This window comes from Vibrio sp. 10N.286.46.A8 (assembly GCF_041470165.1).
Classification (GTDB): domain Bacteria; phylum Pseudomonadota; class Gammaproteobacteria; order Enterobacterales; family Vibrionaceae; genus Vibrio; species Vibrio tasmaniensis_A.
The window spans coordinates 104,050-129,936 of sequence record NZ_JBFRLX010000009.1 but is presented as its reverse complement, the minus strand read 5'-3'; the positions used below and the strand labels follow the sequence as shown (position 1 = coordinate 129,936).

At 44.1% G+C, this 25,887-nt stretch carries 19 protein-coding genes; 12 read left to right on the top strand and 7 right to left on the bottom strand.

The features are described 5' to 3' along the window. Positions 1-314: 314 nt before the first annotated feature. Positions 315-1,958: a methyl-accepting chemotaxis protein gene (locus AB4232_RS01530; RefSeq protein ID WP_017101006.1), complete on the top strand. Its 1,644-nt coding sequence runs from the start codon at positions 315-317 to the stop codon at positions 1,956-1,958. A 170-nt stretch (positions 1,959-2,128) separates the two neighbouring features. On the opposite strand, the gene AB4232_RS01525 is transcribed toward AB4232_RS01530, so the two are convergent. Together AB4232_RS01525 and AB4232_RS01520 are read right to left on the bottom strand one after the other, a co-directional pair. Then, complete coding sequence (locus AB4232_RS01525) at positions 2,129-3,022, bottom strand: lipase secretion chaperone (protein WP_372085809.1); 894 nt, start codon at positions 3,020-3,022, stop codon at positions 2,129-2,131. Positions 3,023-3,061: 39 nt separating this feature from the next. Continuing rightward, positions 3,062-4,003 (bottom strand): lipase family alpha/beta hydrolase, encoded by a 942-nt coding sequence (locus AB4232_RS01520; RefSeq protein ID WP_372085807.1) that lies wholly within the window; start codon positions 4,001-4,003, stop codon positions 3,062-3,064. Between the two features lie 515 nt (positions 4,004-4,518). Between AB4232_RS01520 and AB4232_RS01515 the strand changes: the two genes are divergently transcribed. Next, positions 4,519-5,766, top strand: coding sequence for an SGNH/GDSL hydrolase family protein (locus tag AB4232_RS01515; RefSeq protein WP_372085827.1), 1,248 nt, complete (start codon positions 4,519-4,521; stop codon positions 5,764-5,766). A 152-nt stretch (positions 5,767-5,918) separates the two neighbouring features. Here the strand turns inward: AB4232_RS01515 and AB4232_RS01510 are convergent, their stop codons facing one another. After that, complete coding sequence (locus tag AB4232_RS01510; protein WP_009845828.1) at positions 5,919-7,250, bottom strand: DEAD/DEAH box helicase; 1,332 nt, start codon at positions 7,248-7,250, stop codon at positions 5,919-5,921. A gap of 360 nt (positions 7,251-7,610) precedes the next feature. Between AB4232_RS01510 and AB4232_RS01505 the strand changes: the two genes are divergently transcribed. Further along, on the top strand, positions 7,611-7,877 hold the full coding sequence (locus AB4232_RS01505; protein ID WP_009845829.1) for an Lpp/OprI family alanine-zipper lipoprotein: 267 nt from the start codon (positions 7,611-7,613) through the stop codon (positions 7,875-7,877). A 194-nt stretch (positions 7,878-8,071) separates the two neighbouring features. Here the strand turns inward: AB4232_RS01505 and AB4232_RS01500 are convergent, their stop codons facing one another. Beyond that, positions 8,072-9,046 carry a L,D-transpeptidase family protein gene (locus tag AB4232_RS01500; protein ID WP_032555087.1) on the bottom strand — a complete coding sequence of 325 codons (975 nt, stop codon included), beginning with the start codon at positions 9,044-9,046 and terminating at the stop codon, positions 8,072-8,074. Between the two features lie 346 nt (positions 9,047-9,392). Here AB4232_RS01500 and deoD point away from each other — a divergent pair, with 346 nt between their 5' ends. The 4 genes from deoD to AB4232_RS01480 all read left to right on the top strand — a co-directional run bounded on the left by deoD (position 9,393) and on the right by AB4232_RS01480 (position 14,889). After that, a complete protein-coding gene (gene deoD / locus AB4232_RS01495; RefSeq protein WP_004732072.1) occupies positions 9,393-10,103 on the top strand; it encodes a purine-nucleoside phosphorylase in 711 nt (236 codons plus the stop codon). 80 nt (positions 10,104-10,183) lie between these two features. Beyond that, positions 10,184-11,653 carry a lactate dehydrogenase gene (locus AB4232_RS01490; protein ID WP_372085805.1) on the top strand — a complete coding sequence of 490 codons (1,470 nt, stop codon included), beginning with the start codon at positions 10,184-10,186 and terminating at the stop codon, positions 11,651-11,653. 186 nt (positions 11,654-11,839) lie between these two features. Next, complete coding sequence (locus AB4232_RS01485; RefSeq protein ID WP_009845832.1) at positions 11,840-13,309, top strand: hypothetical protein; 1,470 nt, start codon at positions 11,840-11,842, stop codon at positions 13,307-13,309. Then, positions 13,309-14,889 (top strand): diguanylate cyclase domain-containing protein, encoded by a 1,581-nt coding sequence (locus tag AB4232_RS01480; protein WP_372085824.1) that lies wholly within the window; start codon positions 13,309-13,311, stop codon positions 14,887-14,889. Before AB4232_RS01485 ends, AB4232_RS01480 begins: the two co-directional genes overlap by 1 nt. A gap of 47 nt (positions 14,890-14,936) precedes the next feature. Here the strand turns inward: AB4232_RS01480 and AB4232_RS01475 are convergent, their stop codons facing one another. After that, complete coding sequence (locus AB4232_RS01475; protein WP_029223175.1) at positions 14,937-15,845, bottom strand: DMT family transporter; 909 nt, start codon at positions 15,843-15,845, stop codon at positions 14,937-14,939. Between the two features lie 262 nt (positions 15,846-16,107). On the opposite strand from AB4232_RS01475, the gene AB4232_RS01470 reads away from it, so the two are divergent. The 5 genes from AB4232_RS01470 (at position 16,108) to AB4232_RS01450 (ending at position 21,027) form a co-directional block, all read left to right on the top strand. After that, complete coding sequence (locus tag AB4232_RS01470) at positions 16,108-16,503, top strand: DUF3302 domain-containing protein (RefSeq protein ID WP_009845835.1); 396 nt, start codon at positions 16,108-16,110, stop codon at positions 16,501-16,503. After that, positions 16,503-17,633 (top strand): HlyD family secretion protein, encoded by a 1,131-nt coding sequence (locus AB4232_RS01465; protein WP_372085803.1) that lies wholly within the window; start codon positions 16,503-16,505, stop codon positions 17,631-17,633. Before AB4232_RS01470 ends, AB4232_RS01465 begins: the two co-directional genes overlap by 1 nt. A 308-nt stretch (positions 17,634-17,941) precedes the next feature. Beyond that, positions 17,942-18,490, top strand: a complete 549-nt coding sequence (locus AB4232_RS01460; protein WP_372085800.1) for an ECF-type riboflavin transporter substrate-binding protein — start codon at positions 17,942-17,944, stop codon at positions 18,488-18,490. A gap of 6 nt (positions 18,491-18,496) precedes the next feature. Continuing rightward, a complete protein-coding gene (locus tag AB4232_RS01455; RefSeq protein ID WP_372085797.1) occupies positions 18,497-20,191 on the top strand; it encodes an ABC transporter ATP-binding protein in 1,695 nt (564 codons plus the stop codon). Further along, entirely contained in the window at positions 20,188-21,027 is an 840-nt protein-coding gene (locus tag AB4232_RS01450) for an energy-coupling factor transporter transmembrane protein EcfT (RefSeq protein WP_012600180.1), read from the top strand. Before AB4232_RS01455 ends, AB4232_RS01450 begins: the two co-directional genes overlap by 4 nt. 151 nt (positions 21,028-21,178) lie before the next feature. Here AB4232_RS01450 and glgB read toward each other — a convergent pair whose 3' ends face one another. Continuing rightward, complete coding sequence (glgB, locus tag AB4232_RS01445; protein ID WP_372085794.1) at positions 21,179-23,359, bottom strand: 1,4-alpha-glucan branching protein GlgB; 2,181 nt, start codon at positions 23,357-23,359, stop codon at positions 21,179-21,181. A gap of 175 nt (positions 23,360-23,534) precedes the next feature. Continuing rightward, a complete protein-coding gene (gene malQ / locus AB4232_RS01440; RefSeq protein WP_009845841.1) occupies positions 23,535-25,715 on the bottom strand; it encodes a 4-alpha-glucanotransferase in 2,181 nt (726 codons plus the stop codon). Positions 25,716-25,887: the final 172 nt, after the last annotated feature.

Sequence of the window (25,887 nt, the reverse complement as noted above, 5' to 3'; positions counted from 1 at the left end):
ATAACTCACATATTTATCGAAGAGTTCACCGAAAAATCAGGCACTACACCTTAGAACACCTCTTCATTTATATCGAACGACAACCAATAAATTTCCATATTTATCAATCTAATAGCTTCAACACAATATGTAGAAATACGCACATTAGCCGCCATTTCGTGCAATAAATAACCGTGCACATTAAATACTTACTACATATAACAAAATCAAAGTCATTACTGATTGAATTGTTAGTCTCATTAGTTAGAATTGCGGGCTAATTATAATAAAAGCAATTGCAATTATTTATTTATTTATTTATTAAGGGACAGTACATGCGCCAACTTCTCAGTGGCTTATCAATTAAAGTTCAAATTCTTATTCCAGTGCTCTTTTCCGTCGTATTACTTTTGACAGGTGTCATCATCGGTGGTGACAAGCTGGAAAACGCATTTAAAGATGTATCAACAGCGACAGATCAACTCATTCTACATAAAGAAGAACTCAGCGAAATCGTCGACAATAGCTACGGCATGCGCATCAAAGCAATCTATAGCTTGTTTAATCCTGATGATGTAAACACACTCGTTGAAACGCTTAACCAAAAACGTGAACAAAATTATCGGCTGTTGAACTCATTGGAAACAGTGTCAGGTATGCAAGATGAAGTCGCAGCAATGACCAAGGCGATGGACCACTACGTTAACTTCTCACGTAATACCATGCTTCCCCTGTTAAAGGCAAAGCACGACAATTCAATCCTACCTTCTGATTTTGATACAAGCTACCAAACAGCGGTTGACCAATACCGCCATGCGGGTAATGAAATGGTAAAAGCAATCGACACTCTTTCTAAAAAGCTAAACTTGCTTGCGACTCAACAAGTCCATACCAATGGTCAGCAACACACTAGCACCCTAAATACTGCGACTATTGGGCTTTTAGTGATTCTATCAATTGCTCTTGTTATTAGCTGGACACTGGCTGGCATCATTGTTAAACCAATCAACAATATTCAGGCAACCATGCGCGAAGTAGCAAAAGGTAACCTGCTAGTAAAAGCCGAAGAACATGGAGACAATGAGATCTCACGTCTTGCGCAAGACGTAAACAAATCCGTTGAGCAATTGCGTGACACGGTAAGTTCACTGTCTCGAATCAGCATCGAAGTTGCGTCAGCATCGACTGAACTAGCTGCTGTAATGACACAATCAAGTGCGAACTCAGACCAAGAGAAGCAAGAAGTGGAACAAGTTGCTTCTGCCGTGAATCAACTTGAGAGCACAGCAGCAAACGTCAACGAAAATGCAGTACAAGCCGACTCCGCGTCTAAGCAAGCTGACGAAATGGCGACACACAGCATGAGCTTGTTTAATGAAAGTAACCAAGCCAACGAGCAAATGGCGATTCAGCTTAGCGAAGCTGCGAACGTTGTTGGCACACTAAAAGAGCACTCAGAGAAGATTGGTAATGTCATTGAGGTTATTCAAAGCATCTCAGAGCAGACTAACCTTCTTGCGCTTAACGCTGCCATTGAAGCCGCTCGTGCAGGTGAAAGCGGACGTGGTTTTGCGGTTGTAGCTGATGAAGTGAGAATGCTAGCAGCACGTACACAAGATTCGACCAAAGAAATCCAAACCATCATTGAAGGCTTGCAGGTTCAATCTGGAAACGCGAATGAGAGTATGAGCAGTTCGCTGTCTATGTTGGAACATAACCAGACGCTTTCGGGTGAGGTAAGCTCTGCACTTTCAGGCATTGCGAACTCAGTAACGGATATCACGGAAATCAACACTCAGGTCGCCGCTGCTGCAGAAGAGCAAAGCCAAGTGACTTCAGACATTAACCGTAATATCTCAAATATCTACAGCTTAGTAAGCCAAAATGTAACAGGCATTACCCAAGCTGCAGCAGCAAGCCACGAGTTATCAAACCTCGCTGAACAACAAAAGCAGCAGTTGGGCTTCTTTAAGGTTTAAGGGTAAAGGTTAAGGTTCAGCTGTAACGGCTTATGGTATAGGCTCTAGGATACAAAATTTAAGCCTTAAACTGTAAGCACTTACTTAGCATGTACAGATTGCAGTAACCGTCCTTCATTATTAAGCCAACTATTGAGTCATCAGTAGTTGGCTTTTTTAATTTCTGGAGATTACTGATCGCTCTGAGCAGCTCTGATTCTTTCAATCGCTTCCACTCTTCGAAGTTGTTCTGGCTGAAAATGCGTAGTCCGAAGTTGTGCGATAGTCTCTTGTTGCTCAATTTCTGAGAGTGCTGAGTCATTCAAAATGTCGTTTCGTTCAACAAAGTAAATTTCTAAAGCTCCATCAAAGTCCGCCCTTTGTTGATCAAGCGCTTCGAGCCTCTGCGTCGCTTCTTCGCCAACCAGTTCGTTTCTCTTCAAGTACCGGCCTTGTTCATCTAAGCCCTTAGAGCTGGATAGTTGCTGCAATAACACCTGATTTTGATGACTCGTTTGAACGTAATCTGGCTGTTCAGATAGATAAGACTCAAGCCTTTGCTGATATTCTAACTCGTCTAGCCCTTCTTGTTTCAGAAGTAACTTTTCTAAAGCGATTTCCCTCATTCTGTTGTCATGGGTAAACAAAATACTTATCTCACTCTCACTGAAAAACTGCGCTTGAAGATCGAGGAGAGCTTGATTCAGTGCGCGTAGGTCCTCTGCGGATATTGAGGTGGTATCAAATTGGACATCTAATGATGTCAGTGCCGACTTGTACTCAAGATATTTGGCAAACAGTGCCTCATCAACGATCGCGACCTGTGATTGCTCGTGGTGTTTTGCCACGTTGTCACGAATATCTTCGAGGGTTAATTCTGTATTGCCTGACACGAAATATTCCATCATGTCTTTGGCTGATGCGTTATCGATTTCAGTATCTTGTTGAGAAGCGACCTTCAATAAAGAAGCGCTTTGTTCGCTGTTATTATATGAACTTGTATCTTCCTTCTTTAGATATAAAAAGACCGCCGCTGTACTCATCAGGGCTATCGTGGTTATCGACAAAATGGCGATCTTTTTCATTATATTTTCCTTATGATCTTAACTTATGGGCAATGCGGCCTACAGGCCAGCCAACTTCAATCGATTCGCGTGTTGACGATACAAGGTCACTGGATCGGTCTCAAAAAGATGGTGGATACCCAATAGTCCATTGATCTCGTCTAGGTGATTCATTTTGTAATCATCACCAATCACTTTGCCCAAATGCGCGCTACATGCTCCCACTAACCCGTCATTAGGTTCATTAAAAGCTAAACCAAGGATTGTCATCGCTCCGTCGGTAGGATCAAGAAGGTTGGTAAAAGTGGAAGAGCCTGTCCATGAATAGTAATAGACACCGTTGTTTGCTTGCCATTCACCATCACCACACTCAGACGTTGGCACGCCTTCAGGGTAAAACTGATTGAATGCAAGCGAACCTTCAGTGGTCAACGCTTCAAGAGACGCAAGGCCATCTTGATCAAGATCCGTTCCACCAGATAATAGGTTGATAAGCGCAGTCAATCCACCAGCCAATTTAACCGCGATACCTTCTGAAACTGACCCTTCAGATACCGTCCCGCGAACAAGGTCTGCCACTTTAGATCCTTTATGAACACCACCAATGCTCGTCACCGAAGCAACAAGATCAGGTCGAACCGATGCGACATAGCGCGCAGTAGGACCACCGTGACTATGACCGACTAGATTCACTTTACTTGCGCCTGTCGCGGCTAATAGCGTCTCGACTTGAGCGAGTAACTGTTCACCACGAACTTCGGAACTGTTGGTAGCTGAAACCTGAGCAACGTATACGCTCGCACCATCTTTGGTTAGGGATTCAGGTACGCCATAGAAGTAATCGACACCCGCTAATGTATCGAAACCAAACAAACCATGTACCAACATAATGGGGTATTTCGTTTGTGTGTATCCACTGACTTCTAATGCCGATGCGCTTGTTCCGGCATAGACGCCAAAACTGGATAGGCAGGCTATCGTCCAAATTAATATCTTTTTCAATGCTCTTCCCTTAAACAGATTAGACCTCTGATGAGTAAGGAAACCGTAGATGATGATTTTATAAAACAAAAAGTAACAACTTGATATTTGTGATATTGAACTTGAATTAAACAATTGTGATGAACATAGAAAATGCAACGTCGCTTGATATTACCAACGGGTAAGCTACTGATTAAATTATAATTTACCTCCCACCCTTCTGATAACGTTTTCATTTAGCATTCAATAGACAAGTCATCACATACCGGTCAATGACGACGTGTTTGCCTGCGATAGTTCGTTAAAATCAAATGTTAGATATTAGCCATTTCACTTCGAAGCCATTGTTTTTCAATCAAAAAGTGGTTGAAACTTTGACACTTATGCCAGTTATGAGCAGCTAACAACCTGAATGTATTGACGAGAGCTATTGGTTTTAGATATAGGTCATACCAGTTATCTGAAATTCAGTTATTAAAACAGTCACAAGCAACAACGTTTTGTTTGGCTCACTAAATATAAAAGAGAATACAGTGATGAAAAATACGGCTTTTATACTCGCATTAACCCTGCCTTTTGGCGCTTATGCTGCTGAAGATTCAATACCGACACCTGAATCGATTACATCCGCGCAAGTATTTAGTACACAAGGTTCCGAGACCTATTCTTATGTTCGATGCTGGTATCGAACCGATGTCTCACATGACTCCCCAGCCACCGACTGGAAATGGGCGAAAAAGGAAAATGGTGATTACTACACAATCAATGGATACTGGTGGTCTTCTGTATCCTTCAAGAACATGTTCTACAGTGACGCTCCTCAATCTGAAATCAAGCAGCGTTGTGAACAGACGCTCGACATCCAACATGACGCCGCAGACATCACTTACTTTGCAGCAGACAATCGCTTCTCTTATAACCACTCGATTTGGACAAATGACAACGTTGTCCAAGCGAACACCATCAACCGTATCGTCACCTTCGGTGATAGTCTTTCTGACACCGGTAACCTATTTAACGGTTCTCAATGGGTTTTCCCGAACGCAAACTCATGGTTTTTAGGGCACTTTTCAAACGGTTTAGTCTGGACAGAGTATTTAGCCAAGGCGAAAGATGTGCCTCTTTATAACTGGGCGGTAGGTGGGGCTGCTGGCACCAATCAATACGTCGCATTAACCGGAGTATATGACCAAGTCACCTCTTACTTAACCTATATGAAAATCGCCAAAAACTACCGCCCAGAAAACTCGTTGTTTACTATAGAGTTTGGCCTCAATGACTTTATGAACTACAACCGAGAAGTGGCTGATGTAAAGGCCGATTTCAGCAGCGCTTTGATCCGCTTAACGGAATCTGGTGCAAACAATATCCTGCTGTTCACCTTGCCCGATGCAACCAAAGCACCTCAATTCAAATACTCAACTGAACAAGAGATCATTAAAGTTCGTGGCAAGATTTTAGAGTTCAATCAATTCATCAAGACGCAGGCCAAGTATTACCAAAGCATGGGTAAAAACGTGGTGTTGTTCGATGCGAGTGCGTTGTTCGCCAGCATTACCGATAATCCAGAGCAACATGGCTTTCGAAACGCGAGTGATGCCTGCCTTAATATAAATAGAAGCTCAGCAGCCGACTACCTAAAAAGTCACAGCTTAACCAATGATTGCGCAGCGTACGGATCAGACAGCTATGTCTTCTGGGGAGTAACACACCCAACGACCGCCACCCACAAATACATTGCCGACCATATTTTGGCGTATTCATTCTCAACCTTTGATTTCTAATGCTTTTCGAATGACTCTGAGTCCTGAGACAACACCTCTCAGGTGCAGAAACCAGATACAAAAAAACCGCCCTTCATCGGCGGTTTTTATTTACGCTAGTTTGTATAAAGATCTGTATTTATAAACATAATCTTTTAGCTCACGCGAGTTGATTACTCGTCGTCAGTTTTTGGCGCAACTTTCTTCTTAGGGATAAATACTGTATCACCCACTGCCACATTCTTGTGGAAGCTCTTATCGCGCTTAACCGGTTTTTTCGGCGTTTTCTTAGCTTGAGTGTTGGTTTTCTTCTTCGCAGGACCGCCTTTAGCAAAAGCAGGTTTACGCGGCTTAATACCTTTGAATTTACCTTTTAGACCTTCAAGTACAGAGAAAGTAAGATCTTGTTGAAGGTAAAGCTCAACACGCTTAAAGCTATCCCAGTCTTTTGGACCAACCAAAGAGATTGCATCACCTTTGTTACCCGCACGACCAGTACGACCGACGCGGTGCACGTACTCTTCTGTATGCTTAGGCATATCAAAGTTGATAACGTGGCTTACGTTTGGAATATCGATACCACGTGAAGCAACGTCTGTTGTTACCAAGATCTTGTAAACCGCACGCTCGAACTGGCTCATGATTGCATTACGTTGCGTTTGGTTTAGGTTACCGCTCAATGCCACCGCTTTAAGCTTCTTCTCGTTTAGCTTCTCGGTTAGGCGATCAGTATCAGCACGAGTTGCCGTGAAGATCATCACCTGACGGTATTCAGCTTCTTCAATAACACGATCTAAAATCGCTTCTTTATGATCGAGATGGTCACACAGGTAAAACTTCTGAGTGATATCAAGGTGCTGTTCGTTAGAAACACCCACTGAGATGCGTTTAGGCGAATCTAGCATTTCATTTGCAATGTCGTTCACTTCCGCGTGATCAAGTGTCGCAGAGAACATCAACGTTTGACGGCGACGGTGTTTAGCTGCATTCGCGATACGACGCAATTCAGGTGCGAAACCTAAATCTAGCATACGGTCAGCTTCATCAAGGATTAGCGTTTCAACACCATCTAAAAACAGTGAGCGGTGCTCAAGGTGATCCGCAAGACGGCCTGGAGTCGCAACAATAAAGCGAGGGTACTTACGCAGAGCCTTAACTTGGTCGTTAAAGTTTTCACCACCCAAAATAAGTGTCGCTTCGTAAGACAGACCACCAAGCATGCTACGCAGCTCGCCATAAACTTGTTTTGCTAGCTCACGAGTAGGAGCCAAAATTACACCACGAGGATCTTTAGCAGAAAACGCTTTTGTTTTTAATGCCTTATGTATCATTGGCAACACAAACGCCAATGTTTTTCCTGATCCCGTTTTTGATGAAGCCAATAGATCCTTACCAGCAATAGCAACAGGGATCGCTTTTGATTGGATCTCTGTCGCTTTCTTGAAGTCGTAATGTTTTAAGTTCTTCAGTAAGCGGTTATCTAAGCCTAAATCTTTAAAGTGCAAAGGACTCTCCAGTCATGATGGTATTGAATAAAATTAATTTAACGTGACATGATACCGCGAAAGTACTTTATAAGGATAGAGATCACAGAAAATTTATCCCTTTATCTCTCGTTTGCTAGAACATTGTATGCATTGCTCGCAAAGAAATAACTATCCAAAACACATCAAAACCGGCTCTCACCCCTCCATCTCATAAACGAGACATAACGTGACGCTCAGCTAATTACCTCAAAAATTTAGTAATTTCTCTAGTTATTGTTTTTGCAGTTAAAAAATTAGTCGCTACAATCATTAATGAAGCGACTATATGATAAAGAATGTATAGCGCATCTTTTGATGATAAATAAGCAAGGAGTTCTTATGAATAAGACGTTAATCGCAGCTGCAGCCTCAGTTTTCATTTTAGCTGGTTGTTCTTCTGAGCCAGAAGAAGCTGCAATGTCACAAATGGATCAATTGACTAACCAAGTTGCTGAGCTAACCAGTGAAGTTGAAGCACTTAAAGGCGATAAAGCGGCAGCTGAAATGAAAGCTCAAGAAGCAGCTGCAGCCGCTATGGCAGCAAAAGAAGAAGCGGATCGTGCTAACGACCGTATCGACAACATCGCAGAGTCTTACACTAAATAGTTTGAGAGCTCAGTGCGATTAAGCTGTAGATTAAATCAGTCGCAAAATGCAGTAGATAGACAGCACCACCTCTTAACGGATGTGGTGCTTTTTTTGGGCGTTACTAATTCGAATAAAAGGCATTAATTCGAGTAGAAGGTATCAATTCAAGTAGACAAAAATAAACGCCCCTTGTTACAGAAGAGGCAATCAAATTAGAACTCAATCACAGGTGGTGCTATCTCAACAGGCACGCCATTTTGAGCAAATATCACCGCTTTCGCTTTTGAATTTGGTAGATCTGCATCTTCAAGCCACCATTTTAATTCAACGGGGATTTGCAATAATTTCTTAGAGCCGTCGCTTCGCGTCAATGGTTCGTGAGCTTCAACAAACACGCTCCTATCTGGCTCTAAAGACACTTTGATAGGCTCATCGATTATTGTGACTTGCTCACCACGACTAACCTGTTCAAAAAGCCACTCAATATCTTTAGGTTCCATACGAATACAGCCGGAGCTGACTCGCAAGCCTATCCCAAAGTCTTTATTGGTGCCGTGTATCAGATAATCACCTGCACCATAAGCAAGTCGTAATGCATACTCGCCCAGAGGGTTTTCCGGCCCAGCAGGAACCACTTTTGGTAGCTCAATCCCTTTCTCTAGATACTCTTTACGAATTGAGTTTGGAGGCGTCCAAGTCGGATTGGGTCTTTTTTGGCTTATCTTAGTGATCATCTCTGGGGTATCTCGCCCCACTCGACCGATGCCAACAGGAAATACGTGCACCTGATTTTTCTCAGGTTCAAAGAAGTACAACCTTAACTCGGCAAGGTTAATCACAATGCCTTTTCTCGGCGTATCCGGCAGAATCAAACGGCTAGGGATACTTAACACATAACCTTCAGCAGGAAGAAAAGGATCAACGCCTTTGTTTGCCGCCATTAAAGAGAGAAAACCAATATCGTATTGCTTAGCAATGATGGCCAACGTTTCGCCAGCAGCCACTTCGTGTTGCTGTATTCTGCCGACGATACGGCTTTCAGCCGGAGGCAGTACAAAGGTCGCCGCAGACACACACGACGAAGCCATCGCTGCCACAAGCATGGTGACCCTCACTAGAGGTAAAGCTACCTTACGTATCTGTGTTCTCATTGAGTGCAAAGGCGTCGAGTTAGCGCAGTACGACATACAATTCCTTGGTTGGTCTTTCTATCAAAGTTTAGATTATCGCTGATCAAACGTCGCGACAACGTATTGTTGCTCCAAGCTGATATGCAACAGGCCTTTATTTGTCGTTTTTCTTCTGGACATAGCGTAATTTAACCACACAAAATCGATTGCCTCTAAACTTTCAACATATTTGGTTATCTATATGAATAATACTTTAAAGGTAGAGCAAATTTGTGACAAACATCTCACGGAGCCTCGCTTTAACTCGCTAATATTGCCTCAACAAAACGAATTCAATTCAACAGAATCGGTAATTAATAAAACCCTGTTCCTATAATTACCGTTAAAACTTTGGAGAACGACCATGGCTACACCTCATATTAATGCTCAAGCTGGTGATTTCGCAGAAACTGTACTTATGCCAGGCGACCCGCTTCGCGCAAAATACATTGCAGAAACATTCCTTGATGACGTGAAGCAAGTTTGTGACGTTCGCAACATGTTTGGTTACACAGGCACTTACAAAGGTAAGAAAGTTTCTGTAATGGGCCACGGTATGGGTATTCCATCGTGCTGCATCTATGTACATGAGCTAATTGCTGAGTACGGCGTAAAGAACGTTATTCGCGTAGGTAGCTGTGGTGCGGTACGTGATGACGTTAAACTAATGGACGTTGTTATCGGTATGGGTGCATCGACTGACTCAAAAGTAAACCGCATTCGTTTCAACAACCATGACTTCGCGGCAATCGCTGATTTCGGTCTTCTAGAAGAAGCCGTAAACCAAGCACGTGCACAAGAAGTTCCAGTTAAAGTTGGTAACGTATTCTCTGCAGACCTTTTCTACACTCCAGAAGCTGACCTTTTCGAAAAAATGGAAAAGCTAGGCATCCTTGGTGTTGATATGGAAGCAGCTGGTATCTACGGTGTTGCTGCGGATCTTGGTGCTAAAGCTCTAACTATCCTAACAGTATCTGACCACATCATCCGTGGTGAGAAACTAAGCTCTGAAGATCGTCAAAAATCTTTCAACGACATGATGAAAGTTGCTCTAGAGACTGCAATCAACATCTAACGAATTGATAAGATACATTGAAAAGCGTTACCCCGCAGCCAAGCTCACTTGGCTGCTCAAATAATCCCGAGGGGGAGATCGTGTCTAACGACAAGCTGCCAAAAGATGCGGATGGTTTGCAACTCAACTTTTGTAAAACATTGGCGTGTGACAACTTTGGCTTGAGCGATGCAAAACGGTATGTTTTGCAACACGCAAACCCTAAGCGTCCAGCGATGGTTTGTCGTGAATGTGGAGCTTTCCCCCCCTTACTTAACAATCGTGAAGTGTTAAGCGAACTTCATCGCCTAAGACAACTTCACAGCGACGGGCTCCCTGCTTGTCGTAATGATGATTGCGATAACTTTGGCTTATCGGTTCATACCCACAAACATCTTTATCATGCCTTCGGCTACAGTGGCGATAGGCAGCGTTACAGATGCAAAGACTGCCAATCAACCTTCGTTGATAAGTGGTCAGGATCCAACAAAAAACTTCAGTTTCAAGAGAACCTCATGGGCTTATTGTTCATGGGGTATTCAGTACGTGAAATTTGTAGAAAGTTAGAGATCAATCCAAAGACTTTCTATGATCATGTTGACCATATCGCCAGTCGCTGTCGTCGCAAGTTAGCGATGATCGATGCTCGTTGGGTCAACCATGCTAAAGATTACGAATTCGCTTCTCACTACCAACGCCTGCAACCGAAAAGCAACAATGGTGTGGTATGGATAGCGACTGGCGAGGCACACTCTGGCTACATCCTTTGCCAACACGTCAATTACTCTCAAAATGAAGAACCATCTGGAAGTGCTGATCACAACCCTTATGATGACGTTGCACGCTTTGTGTCTAAAGAGCACTCTTCAGAAGCGAATCTCGAACTTCCTCAGCCGTCTGACAAACTGAAAGAGCGCATTGAGCAGCAATATCAAGTCATTCTTGCGAGAGGCAATGTAGAGGACCCAATGGGGAACCTTACGACATTCAGTTACCCTTCGAAAGGCGCGCTAATTCGACCGCCTTATACTTCCTATGCTCACTTCCTACACGTGCTTGATATGTGTGATGAGAATAAGCATGTCACGATCTATATGCCACAAGATCCATTACTAAGATCTGCCGCTCTAAGCGTTTGCTTGCCGCGTATTCAGCGTCAAAATGTTGACCTTATGTATGTAGAGGAAGACTCAGGTTGGCAAGATGACCAAAATTTTGAAAAGATCGACATCGTTCATATGAGTTGGTGGCGCGATCGTTGGGCTATCGCGAGTCAAGGTGACAGTCAAAAAGGTATCTGCTACCTAACGGGTAATAATCCAGAACCAAAACAGTGGCTTAATACAGCTTCAATTCAGCAAACAAAGTTCTATCAACAACGTTTTCAGTTGTTATTTGATAGCTTCATCAATGAGCCAAGACGTAAACTTCGTCCTGGGGGCATTCTTCCATTACTCGACATATTTAGATCTTGGCACAATCTGTGCTACCAAGATAAGCAAGGGTTGACGGCAGCACAACGCTTAGGTGTGACAGAGCAGCCATTAACTCTTAAGCAATTGCTTTCATAGAAATTTACCATCTAGACAAGCGCTCTAGAACTCATTGATTTCAAAGCAAAAGCATGAGATAACACCCAGAATTGGAAAAGATACGTGTCCCCTTTATGCTCAGCGAGAGATAATTGATGCTTATCATCAATCACACTCCTATAATGATTGTGTTATCAATATGTTCGATAATTATGGATCTAAGCCTTGGACAAAAATCAGTACCTTCTTGAAACCGAACTAGAACAACTCAAAACTCGCGTTGATTCTGAGCCATTGGTGATCCTAGAGATTGCACAACAATGCCTAGTCAGATCAGAGCAAGTTCTGTTTGAAGAGGGCGCTATCCAGTCATTCATGTTAATGGCGAGATGTTGTTGGAACCTTATGGATTACCAGAAAGGTTTAAAATACATCAAGGAAGCCTACAAACGCCAAAGCCGATTAGATACCGATCATTTTCTCCCTGAAATTCTCCACTTACACGCTCTCCAATTCTGGGGACAAGCCAAGTATTACTCCGCCCAACAGTTCTGGATCAATGCATTAGAACAATCTGCACTGGTTGATGAAGTGGAGATTCAAATTGAATGCCTCATTGGCCTTGGCAACATTTGGCGAATGACTCACGAATATAAACTTGCACGCTCTACCCACCAGCTCGCTGTAAAAGTAGCGAATAACAGTCGCATTGGTTGGTTAGAAGGCAAAGCGAGAATACTTCTCGCATGGGATTACTACCTGCTAAACAACTATGTTGAAATGCTATCGGTGCTCGACGGTGCAGAAGAAGCACTAAAAGAATATAAAGATAATACTTGGCACGCGGAAGTATGGGATTTTCGAGGCCTTGCCCTACTTGGCCTTGAACGTTTGGATGATGCAGAACGAGCCACAGCCAAAGCGCACAAGCTAGCAGTAGAGCACAACCTTGTATGGATGAAAGCGCATTCCTACATCAGCCGAGCTAGACTGGAGCTCTTAAGAAAGAGGCCAGAACAAGCCGCCGAGTTGCTAAGGCTGGCAGAAGAGTCAGCAAACGAATTCGATAATGGCGAACTGCTTAGCCAAATTTGTTATCAACAGTCTTTAGTCGCAGAAGAAAATCAAGATTTTGAAGCCGCATTGATCGCTTTTAAGAAGTATCGTCAATATTCTACCGGCATGCTTAAAGAACAAACAAATCGTGTCGGTTTAGACAAAGCGCGCAGTTCAAAACGCCAGCTTGAACAAAGAGCTCGTAAGCTAATTAACCGCATCCGAGGTCAACACGAACACGACCCGGAAAAGCACCTCTCTTATGTCGTTTCCGAAACCTTCTGGTGGGAAAAACTGGTACTATTTAAGACGGAGCTTAAACGCTCTAATCACTGCATCATCATGTTCCATCACATCGATACCGATTACTTAGATGTCTGTACCGAGATAGCACATACCTTGTGTAATCAGAACGACTTCATTGCAAGGCTAAGTTCAGAACGTGTGGCTCTGATGCTTTCCGAAAAAGACGAAGCTGCAGACCAGATCTTTAAAACTCTGACCACCATGCTAGATATCTATCCATGGCACAGAAAAGGATTAAAAGGTTCGAGACCGACCGTCAGCCTCAACGATATTTTGACGTTCCCGTTCACTCTTGAACAACTAGAAGAAGACGATGCTGAGGTAACAGAATGATGGAAACCCTATTAAGCAAGATTACAGATGCAGGTCTAGATCCTTCATCGGTATCGGGTGAAGAGGCGATCATATTCTGGAATCATATTCGCCAACACGTTTCGACGACACAAACAGAACAAGCACACTGTTACATCATCAGCTCTGAGTACCGCGCCGAGTTACAACAAAATCAAACCAGTATTGATGAGTTGAAACTGGCACTCGACCTACTCCACCTTCCTACAGATATAGAAGATATTCTTACTGTAAAGACCAGCTTAAGTAATCGCTTGGTTGAAATTGGTGATTACACGTCGGCACTGAATGAGTTCGTCAGCTCATCGACAATCGCTGTTGAGCACGGGCATATCGATGAATATGTAATGGCTATCTTAGGTATGGGGAACCTGTGTGACGCTTACGGAGATCACAGCAGAGCTCTTCGCTACTACCAAAAAATCAATAGCATAGATCACGCGATAAGCAGTCGATCACTTCGTCTTAAATTCAAGCTTTATATGGTAGCAAGTCTGCTACTGCTCAACCGAATAACGGCGGCCAGCGACTTACTGAACGAATGCGAAGAACTGAGCATTTTAGTGAGTGATAAGCTACTCACAGCTCAAATATTGTTGTATCAAGCAAAAGTGCTCCGTGCTAAGAAAAAGCACCATGAAGCGCTTCGTTGTCTGTCAAAAATTCAATATCCAGCCAACAGTACTCAAGCAAGTTGGCTCGCGACCATGACTCGTCTAGAGTTAGCACATTGCTTGAGTGCGACCGGAAAGCAAGACTATGCAAGTATGATCTTGTCGAGCACCCACAAACGTGTGAAGCCCGGCTCGTCACCAGTGCTTGCGAAGCGCTTCTATGATTCTCTAAGTGATGTGTGTTTGAATCAAGGTCGTTTTGAAGAAGCGCTGAGCTACGAGAAGAAAGGCTACCGAATTGAAACGGATCTGATGAAACAGATCCCGATCAGCGAACTCGGTGCAAGCCAACTGCGCCGTCTATCACGGTTTGAATTACAACTTAAACTCATTCTCTCCGAACAAGAGAACAAAGAGCTTAAAGAGACAACAGAGCAACATAAAAATACAGTTGCTCAGCTACAACAAGATGTTTTCACCGATCCACTGACCGGGTTACACAACCGTCGCTGGTTAGATGTGAAACTGAAAGATCTACTGCTACACGAAACGCCTTTCGCATTAATAGTTATCGATATCGACCACTTTAAGTCAATCAATGATGAACTGAGCCACTTAGTGGGTGATAAAGCGATCGTCAGCGTTTCTCAAGAACTGCGTTCATACTTTAAGTTTAGAGGCGCGTCATGTGTCAGGTTTGGCGGAGAAGAGTTCCTCGTCATCCTTGAGAGTACTGACCTTGCGAAAGCAGAAATGCACTCTGAAAATTATCGAGAGCGTATCTTCCAATTTGGGTGGCATGAAATACTCGGCGAGCGCGGTTTAACCGTTAGTATCGGTATCACTTTGCATCGCGATGGAGAAAATACTCAGCGTACCTTCTATCGTGCAGACAAAGCGCTATACCGAGCTAAAGCCAACGGCCGTAATCAAGTGTGTACAGAGTAGTAACACGTCTGTCTGTAGGTCTGTAGGTCTGTAGCTAAGCCCGCCTCTTATTGATAAAAGAACAAAGAGATTCCACCTAATGCGGCAAGTGTCCCGATGATACTTTGCTTTGACACCTTCTCTCCTCTAATCGCATAAATCACCAAAATAAAGACCGGGCTGGTCGCTATTAATGTTTGAGCAATCGCAGGGTTAGCATTTTTCAACGCCACTTGCTGAAGCCATAGAGCGAGAAACGTCCCGACAAAGATTGCCCCTAATAACCAAAGTTTATCGAGCTTGGTCATTGCCCATAAATCTCTTTTTATCGACGAGTACGGCTTCTTTTCAACGAAAGGGATAATCAGCATTACGGCAAACACGCCAATCGTCAGGCGAATCAAAGCACCTAACAATGGTGGAATGTCACCCGCCACCAATGCGTAATGGGAAATCACCACGCCCGACGCCTGACAAACGCTTGCCATAAGCCCATATCCAATGCCACCCCACTGTGCTTTGTCATTAGAAATATCATTACCGTTCGCTGATTTCGACGGCTGAAAGACCACAAAGGTCACCGCTAAGGTTGTTATCACAACACCGAGCCAACTTTGCAAAGTGAGTGCCGCGCCAAGAAACATTAATGCCAAAACACCAGAAAGAGGTGGAGCCAGAGATTCCAGCAACAAGGTCTTATTGGCACCAATTCTTTTTAATGCCGCAAAATAAGCACTGTCACCAACTGCGATACCAATGACTCCCGAGATCGCCAAGATCCCAAAATGGTTAGCACTCAGTTCGAATTCAGGCATCGGTATTAACGGCATGACCAACAGCATCATGCCAGAGGCTACAACCCCCTTAACAATGTTCAACTGCATCGCAGAGAAGCGATGCCCAAACTGCCCATAAATCCATGTCGCACATGCCCACACCATCGCAGCGCCAATGGCCGCTAATTCACCTATATACATCCGCATTTATCCTTTATTTATTGTTGTTATGGCTATGATTATGGCTATGCGCATCGTTTGAATCAGAACTGTCATCTTGTCAGCAAGAAATCCGAAATAACCTATTCAAGTTCAATTGGATTTTATAAGATCCATCAATGATTTTATTCTCATTATTAGCAGCAACATATTATTTTCAGATTGGTAAATCATTTTTATAACAATTACTTGGATGATAGCGTAGTATATTTGTAACTAACATCTAACATTACAAGGATCTGTTATGTTTTTAGACTACTTTGCACTCGGTCTACTGATTTTCGTAGCATTAGTTATCTTTTACGGCATCATCGTTATTCACGATATTCCCTATGAAATTGCGAAAGAACGCAATCACCCTCATCAAGATGCTATTCATGTCTCAGGCTGGGTTAGCCTATTCACTTTACACACTATTTGGCCGTTCCTTTGGATTTGGGCTACGTTGTGGCGCAAAGATCGTGGCTGGGGCTTCGCTAAGCTTGAAGAAGAACAACATGATATTCATCATCGAGTCGACACTCTCATCGACCAAGTGAGTGCACTTCAGAACGAAATCGCACAGCTAAAGCAAGCGGGCACTGAGCAAAACAGCACAGAGAAACAGACAAACAACGTTCAAGATCAGGAGGCTAAGTAATGGATTTACTGCTGATAATGACCTACGCGGCGCTTTGTATTACGATTTTCAAAGTATTCAAAATCCCACTAAACAAATGGACTGTCCCAACAGCCGTACTGGGTGGTGTTGTCCTCATCGGTACTTTGATTCTATTGATGAACTACAACCACCCTTTCACACAAATCGGTAATCAAGTTTACTCAACGACACCGATTGTTTCAGGGGTTCGAGGCAAAGTCATCGAGGTTCCGGTTGAAGCAAATAAGCCTCTCAAGCAAGGGGATATACTTTTCAAAATAGACCCGATTCCTTTTGAAGCTGAAGTTGCTAAGCTGCAAGCCAAAGTAAAAGAAGCGAGTCAAGGTGCCTTAGGTCTAGAGTCGCAAGTTGGAGAAGCCGAAGCAGCCAAAGTAAAAGCCATTGCAGAAAGAGATAAAGCACAACGTGAATTCTCTCGATACAAGCGAGGCTTCGAAAGTGGCGCATTTACAGAGCAACAGCTCGATACTCGTCGACAGGCATACAAAGCCACAGAAGCAGCAGTGAAAGTAGCCGAAGCAAACCAACAACAAGCTCAGATCGCACTTAACTCTGAGATTGGCGGTGAGAATACAGCGGTTGCAGGCTTACTTGCTGATTTACGTAAAGCCGAATTCAATCTTGACCAAACGGTAGTAAGAGCACCAACCGATGGCTACGTAACTCAACTCGCTCTTCGTCCTGGTGTAATGGCTGTACCACTACCATTAGCGCCGGTGATGACCTTTGTTCACACTGAGGCGCAATTCTATACCGCAGCCTTTAGACAAAACTCACTACAACGACTGCAACCTGGCTACGAAGCTGAGTTTCTATTTAGAGCACTACCAGGAAAAGTGTTTAAAGGACGCATTGATGAAGTGATCCCAGCCATTGGTGAAAGCCAATTTCAAGCTCGAGGCACACTTCTAGGTACTGACGCACTGCGCACTAGCGGCCGCGTATTTGTTAAGCTGACCATCACTGATGATCTGTCTGAGTACCATTTGCCTATGGGTACTGCCGTCGAAGTGGCCGTTTATTCTGACAGCTTCACTCACGTATCTATCATGCGTAAAGTGCTTATTCGCATGAAGAGTTGGCAAAACTATCTATATCTAGACCACTAACTAGAGCTAGACCACTAAACGGTCGTAGATATACGACGACCCCGCTTAACACATTGTTAATATGAATCAAAAAGCCAGACTCGTTCTGGCTTTTTTGTTGCTTGATTAACCATAAAATTGCGCTTTTTACATGATATTAATGCGTCTAGATGGAATTTTAGACATCTAGACACTTACCTTCCCTTATGGAAGGGTTCTACTGTATAATGCGCGCCTTATTTTTTATATTTGCCCAAAAAACGTTCTCATTGAGACGCATATTAATAATGGCGAATATTATGCTTTATTTTCAGTATTCGAGGTTATCTATGAACTTTTCAGCTAAAACAGTCGTCGTTATTGCTATTGGCGCGGCACTGTACGGCATTGGTGGTTTACCTATGTTTGGTGTCCCAGTGTTTGCTAACACGACATTGAAACCAGCAATGGCAGTCTTAGCACTGTTTTCTGTTTTGTTTGGCCCTATTGTTGGCTTCTTGGTTGGCTTTATCGGTCACTGGGTAACGGATTTGTTCGCAGGTTGGGGGGTATGGTTAACTTGGGTATTAGGCTCAGGTATTGTCGGTATGGTTATCGGCTTATTCCCAATGATGACTAAGAACCGCCTTCAACAAGGCGAACTGCCAATGAAAGATTTTGCACTGTTCGTGATACTTGCCCTTGCGGGTAACGTTGTGGGTTATGGTAGCTCCGCGTTCCTAGACACCATCCTATACGCAGAACCGTTTACTAAAGTCTTCACTCAACTGTCTATCATCGCTGCGGGCAACACTATTCTTATCGCAGTAGTAGGCTTCCTGATCCTAAAATCAGTCGCTAAACGTAACAAACAAAGCCGTAACCTGACCGAGGCATAAACGCTAATGACTATAGCATTTTCGAACTTCTCTTTTAGATATGAGTCGCTGGATAAACCGACGCTAAAAAATATCAATCTAAGGATAGAGAAAGGAGAGAAAATCGTCATTATTGGACCAAGTGGTAGTGGTAAATCTACGCTAGGTCAGTGTCTCAATGGTCTGATACCTCATGCAATTAAAGGTGAGGTATCAGGTTCTTTAGAGATCAACGGCAAGAATGTCTCTGAGTTTTCAATGCACGACTATACCGAGCAAGTAGGCACAGTATTGCAAGATACTGACAGCCAATTTGTGGGGTTAAGTATCGGTGAAGATATCGCGTTCGCATTAGAAAACCAGTTGATGTCGAACATTGATATGTACCCGTTAGTTAAATCGACTGCAAAAATGGTCGACCTAGCGGATATGCTTGATCGCTCTCCTCATGACCTTTCAGGTGGTCAAAAACAGCGAGTATCGTTAGCGGGTATTTTAGTCGATGATGTCGATATCTTGCTGTTCGATGAGCCTCTAGCAAGCCTTGACCCTAAAACGGGCAAAGCAACGATTGAGATCATCGACCAACTTCATAAAGAAACCAACAAGACTATCGTGATTATCGAGCATCGCCTTGAGGATGTTCTACATCGAGATATCGATCGTGTGATCTTAATGGAGCGCGGTGAAATAGTCGCGGATATGACTCCGGATGACATCTTAGCGTCCAAGTTACTTGAGACGCACGGTATTCGTGAACCTCTCTACTTATCTGCACTTAAAGCAGCGAAAGCCCCTCTGACTAACGAAGATAAACTTTCAAACCTCAAAGCTTTGGATTACAAAAGATTCCGCCCAGCAGTTCAAGCTTGGTTTGCTGAGCGCCCGGCACCGGTAGCAGAGAAACAGTACCAGCCTTTGCTCGAAGTTCATGGCTTAACTTATTCTTACGACGGCGAAAAAAATGCACTCGAAGATGTGAGTTTCAAAATTGGTAAGGGTGAGTTTGTCTCGATTTTGGGCAAGAACGGTTCGGGTAAATCCACTATCACCAAACTCATCATGGGTGTGATAGATGCTGATTCAGGCTCTTCCTATCTAAACGGTCAAGACTTCTCTGAACTTTCCATCTTTGAAAGAAGCCAGAAAGTCGGTGTGGTGATGCAGAACCCGAATCATATGATCTCACATCATATGATTTTTGATGAGATTGCTTTTGGTCTTCGTAACCGCGGTATGGCAGAACAGCTGGTCACAGAAAAAGTAGAGAACGTTCTTGAGCTTTGCGGGTTAAGTAAGTTCCGCCACTGGCCCATTGAAGCTCTGAGCTATGGTCAGAAAAAGCGTGTAACGATCGCGTCTATCTTAGTGTTGGAGCCCGAACTCCTCATCTTAGATGAGCCAACAGCAGGCCAAGACTACCGTAACTACACATCGATGCTGGCATTCATCCAAAAGCTTAACCGAGATTTGGGCATTACTGTTGTGATCATCTCACACGACATGCACTTGGTTCTAGAATACACCACACGTTCGATCGTAATCGCAGACAGTAAGTTGATTGCTAATGCAGCCATGACGGAAGTGTTTAGTCAGCCATCGCTTTTAGAACGTGCGAACCTTTGTACTACCAGCATTTATGAACTTGCGACTATGATGAAAATCGACGACACCAACGCTTTTATGCAGTACTTCATCGACGACGAGAGAAGCTCGCTATGAATGCATCAAAAGTAAAATTTGGCATCAATTACATTGATACTAAATCACCGTTACACGCACTGAACGGCATCACTAAATTTGTACTTTTTCTCGCTTGGGTCACTGTGGTTTTAACTACGTTCGACCTGAGATTGATCGCGTTGCTTATTGTGACTGGTTTATTCCTGCTAAAGCTCACCAATGTGCCTGTGCGCGTTTATAAGCCTTTGTTATTGGGAACGGTGAGTGTATTAAGCCTAAATGCTTTGTTCATGTATCTGCTTGCTCCACAGCAAGGTACAGAGCTCATCGGCAGCGAGACTCTATTGCTGACACTGCCGGGTAACTACTCGTTGAGCCAAGAGACTCTGTTTTATTTAATCACTGTCACGCTCAAATACATGAGCATGTTCCCGATAGCGTTAATATTCGTCTTTACCACGCACCCGACCGAGTTTGCCGCAAGCCTCAACCGTATTGGCGTTCCATACAAAATCGCCTATGCGGTCAGCTTAACACTGCGTTATTTACCTGAAGTTAAAAAAGACTTCATCAATATCATGCATGCTCAACAGGCTCGTGGCGTTGAACTATCGAAGAAAGCACCTTTACTCACTCGCATCAAAAACGTAGCTAAGGTTCTAGGTCCGCTCATTTTTTCTAGCTTAGACCGTGCAGACGAGATTTCAAACGCAATGACGTTACGAGGTTTTGGCAGACATAAGTCACGGACTTGGTATAGCTATGCGCCTTTGAAACGTATCGATTATGTTTGGCTAATGGTTATCGCCTTTATCGTTGTGTTAGCGATCGTAAAACGTGTTTTAGAACCACAATTATTCTGGTATCCATTTTAGGTTTTTCATTCAAAGCGACGCTTATATAACGTGCGGCTTGATGTTCTACTTAACGAAATTCAAGCCGTTTTAGAGTGAAAATCGAAACAAAAAAGGGAGCCTCAGGGCTCCCTTTGTCGTCTTTGTGATCACTGACTTACTGTGATTGTTATTAGTTTAATCTGTAAAACACCGTTGAAAGTGGTGGTAAACGCAGCTCAATCGACGTCTCCAAACCTTCGCTTGCTACTGATTCAACCTTAGCAACCTGCTTCACTTCAAAACCGCTGCCTGCGTAATCAGCCGAGTCAGTATTCAGCAATAGCGAGTACTGGCCTTGGGCTGGAACACCTAAACGGAAGCGCTCATGAGGAACAGGCGTAAAGTTAGAAACAACCAATACTCGTTCACCTGACTCACTAATACGTTCATGAGCTAAGATACTTGCTTCAGCAGAATCTTGTAGACGCCATTCAAAACCTTTCGGGTCGAAATCAAGATCGTGCATTGCCGCCTCAGAGCGGTATAGATTGTTCAAATCTTTCGTTAAGCGTTGAACACCTTGGTGGCGTTCATATTCCAACAAGAACCACTGCAGCTGATCGTCATGATTCCATTCAGCCGTTTGACCGAATTCAGCGCCCATGAAGTTCAGCTTTTTACCCGGTTGTGCATACATGTAACCCATGTAAGCGCGTAGGTTAGCCGTTTGCTGCCACTCATCACCCGGCATCTTGTTGTGGATAGAGCCTTTACCGTAAACCACCTCATCGTGAGACAGAGACAATACGTAGTTTTCGCTGTGAGCATAAACCAACGGGAAGGTAATCGTGTCGTGGTGATATTTACGGTTGATTGGATCTTCTTGAATGTAAGACAAGCTATCGTGCATCCAACCCATGTTCCACTTAAAACCGAAGCCTAAACCGCCCATAAAGGTTGGTGCTGAAACACCCGGGAAAGCCGTCGATTCTTCAGCAATTGTCATCGCGTTAGGGAAGTGTTTATAAACTTCTTCGTTCATCCACTTAAGGGTCGCGATAGCGTCGTAATTTTCATTGCCGCCGTCTACATTCGGAATCCATTGATCATGGCTACGCGAGTAATCGAGGTACAACATCGAAGCAACCGCATCAACACGAATGCCATCGATATGGAATTGTTCGAACCAGTACAGAGCGTTTGCTACCAAGAAACGACGAACATGCTCTTTGCCTAAATCGTAAATATACGAGTTCCAATCTTGGTGCCAACCACGGCGTGGATCTGGATCATGGAACAAAGGCGTTCCATCAAAGTTAGCTAAGCCGTGATCATCACTTGGAAAGTGTGCAGGAACCCAGTCCAGAACAACACCTAAACCGGCTTGGTGACATTGGTCGACGAAGAATTTGAAATCATCTGGAGAACCAAAACGACTTGTTGGCGCAAACAAGCCTATTGGCTGATAACCCCAAGAGCCGTAAAACGGGTGCTCTGAAACCGGCATCAACTCTACGTGTGTGTAACCGAGATCCGTTAGATATGGGATTAGCTCTGCCGCTAGCTCACGGTAGTTTAGGAATTCACCTTCAGCATTGCGCTTCCAAGAGCCGGCATGCAATTCATAGAATGAAAGGGCTTCTTTGCGCTTTTGCGTCACTGGGCGATTCTGCCATTGAGAATCTTGCCACTGGTAGCGAGCGTGATCGTAAGTCACAGATGAAAATGATGGGTACTGCTCAGAGTAGAAACCCCATGGGTCAGCTTTATGTGGCAAGCCTTCGCCATCAGGCCCTTTTAATTCAAACTTGTATTGTGCGCCTTCTTCCAGATCAGGAATAAATAAGCCCCACATACCATAATCTAGACGCTGCATTGGGTGGCGACGACCATCCCAAGCGTTGAAGTTACCCACCAAGCTAGCCGCTGTTGCATGCGGTGCGTACACCAAGAAACGCGTGCCTGAAATCGTCTGTCCATCACGCTCTAGCGTAATAAACTGAGCTCCCATGTGATGATACATATCTTTAGGTGTATGAAGATCCTCATAACTCGCGTACAGATCATGGTATTGGTATGGATCATCGATGATCTGCTCTACTCCATTCCAATCAACCGCAAGCTTGTAGTGAGTAAAACGTAAGTCTCTTTCTTGCTTAAGAATGAAACCACTTTCACCCTCTCGCGCTAACTTAATACGAGGTTCCTTTCCAACAATCAACTCGACTTTATCTGCCCCAGGAATCCACACTCGTAATGAACCTTGTTCAGAAGGTAAGTATGGCCCTAAAAACGCAAATGGGTCTGTGAAGCAAGCCTGTGATAGTTGGGTATATATTTGTTTTTGCTTTGAAATCGAACTTAGTTCCAAAACGCTTCTCCCTAACCAAACATCCAAAAAACATAATACAAAAATGCCCGCTATTAGTGCGGGCAATATAACGACGGTTTATTCTACCAGATGAGCATTCAATATTGAGTGACCGAGGTTGTAGTTTCGTACGGCGTAAGCAAAAAACCACCTCTTTTCAAGCCACTCGATTCCATTATTTAGCTGCTTTTTCTCGTACGTCAGTTAGCTTAGAGGCGATACGATTCACGCCTTCATGAGCGAAGATTTCGTCCAAGTTCATTGATAGTTTACGACGCCAGTTAGGGTACTCATCGACCGTACCAGGGATGTTAACGGGCTTATCCATCTCTAGCCAATCTTCCAACTGAACACTCAGGAGTGTTGAGCCACCAGCCGCAACGTGCAACTGAAGCGCTTCAGCAAGATAAGAATCCATCGGTACTTGACTTGCATCACGCCCAACACCTTCTGGTAGGAAGCCGTGCCATGCCACTGAGTCTAAGATACCTTGCTTGCACTCCAAGCGGTTATCGAACAAAGTTTCTAGCTGTTGTGCGTCTGGGTATAAACCAATCTCTTGACCCATTTTCAAGTCATCACAGTGCCAGAAGCCGCGAAGCGTTGGCATATCGTGAGTACACAGTGCTGCCATCGATTGTGACGCGTAGTGCTTCGGAGAAATAAAACCACCGTCATTTTCTGATGTTTCGAAGAAGAATACTTTGTAAGAATGCACGCCAGCATCAGCAAGGATGTCTACGATTTCATCCGGTACCGTCCCTAAGTCTTCACCGATAACGCTGCATTGGTAACGATGAGATTCAAGCGCCAGAATCGACAGCATGTCTTGTACTGGGTAGTAGATGTACGCGCCCTTGGTTGCGTTTTCACCTTTTGGAATCCACCATAAGCGCAGTAGACCTAAAACATGATCAATACGCAATGCACCACAGTGCTTCATGTTGGCACGAAGCAATTTGATGTAAGCGTCGTAGCTGGTTTCTTGAAGCACTTCTGGGTTAAGTGGCGGTAAGCCCCAGTTTTGGCCTAGAGGACCAAGAATATCCGGTGGAGCACCAATGCTCGCATCCATCACTAGGTTGCCTTCATCAGCCCATGTCTCGCTGCCAGAATCTGCAACGCCTACCGCTAAGTCACGGTACAGTCCAACCGCCATGCCTTTCTCTTCAGCAAGAGACTGTGCATCGTTGATTTGGCAATCGGCTAACCATTGCAGGTACATGTAGAGATGCACTTGATCTAGGTTATCTTTGATGTATTTCTGGGTCGCAGGGCTTTCAAATGTACGGAATTTCTCTGGGAATACAGGCCAGCCCCACATACCTGAATCTTCAGCATGCAATTCACCGTGCAGAGCATCAAACGCGGCTTGATGCATCAGGCTTTCACCGCCCTCTTCAACGAACGCTAAGAACGCTTGTGCGCGGTCGCTGTTTTTGTCTAGATGACGAGTCTTAAATTCTGCGAATAGCAGAGGTAAGATGCTCATCTTCAGCTCAGACACTTCAGTGTAATTCACCCAGTGCGCTTCACGAGCTTTCTGTAGGCGCTGCTGGAACTCGGCGCTGCCTACCGTTTGTTGCGCTTCCGCGCTTAATGCGAACTCAGGAACTGAACTCACATCAATGTATAAGACGTTCAACCAACGACGTGAAGACGGGCTGTATGGGCTCGCACCTTCCGGGTTCGCAGGGAACAGTGAGTGAATTGGGTTTAGACCAACAAAGTCACCACCGCGAGACGCGATATCCGAAACAAGCTGTTTTAGGTCACCGAAATCACCAATACCCCAGTTGTGCTGAGTTCTTAGCGTGTACAGTTGAACACTTGGTCCCCAAAGCTTTTTTCCTTGCTCAATGGGTGACTGCTTGAAGCACGCTTTCGGCGTAATAATCAACGTCATCTCGTAAGGTTTCTTACGGCGCTTACGACTCACAATGAGCTTGTGATAACCCCATGCCAAATCACTTGGCAATGCAAACACTAAAGGGCCACCCTCGGCACGCTCGTCACGAACGACTTGAGATTGAAGATAGCCTTCAAGTACCTCTCCTTGCTCGGTTTCTAAGCGCCAGCTGAACTCACTTTCACGAGCACTCACACCCAGATTGAGTGTCACTTCTACTGGCTCACCGTCACGCAAGACAAGAACCGGGTCTAGTACATCTTTTCTGTGCTTTCTTTCTGCAGATTTAAGCAGTGCATCATCGCTGCTTGTATCGTAGCCCAATGAAGCCAATAGAGACGTAATCGTCTCTTCTGATACTTGTGCTTCATCGCCCCACGCACTAACGTAACTATCGGCAATATTTGCCATTTCTGCGACTTGTTTTAATACGGTCTGTTCTTTCATCGCTCTCTCCGAAAACGTTCTGACGCTTTCAATTTTTGTAGGGTTGTCTATTTAATTTTTACTAATCAATTAGCTTGTGACAATCAGTTTGTAAGCATTGCTATCTGAATAAGCCGTCTATTTGCTCACAAGCTAATTGAGCCAAGGCAGAAACTGCCTTGGCTACTTTGCA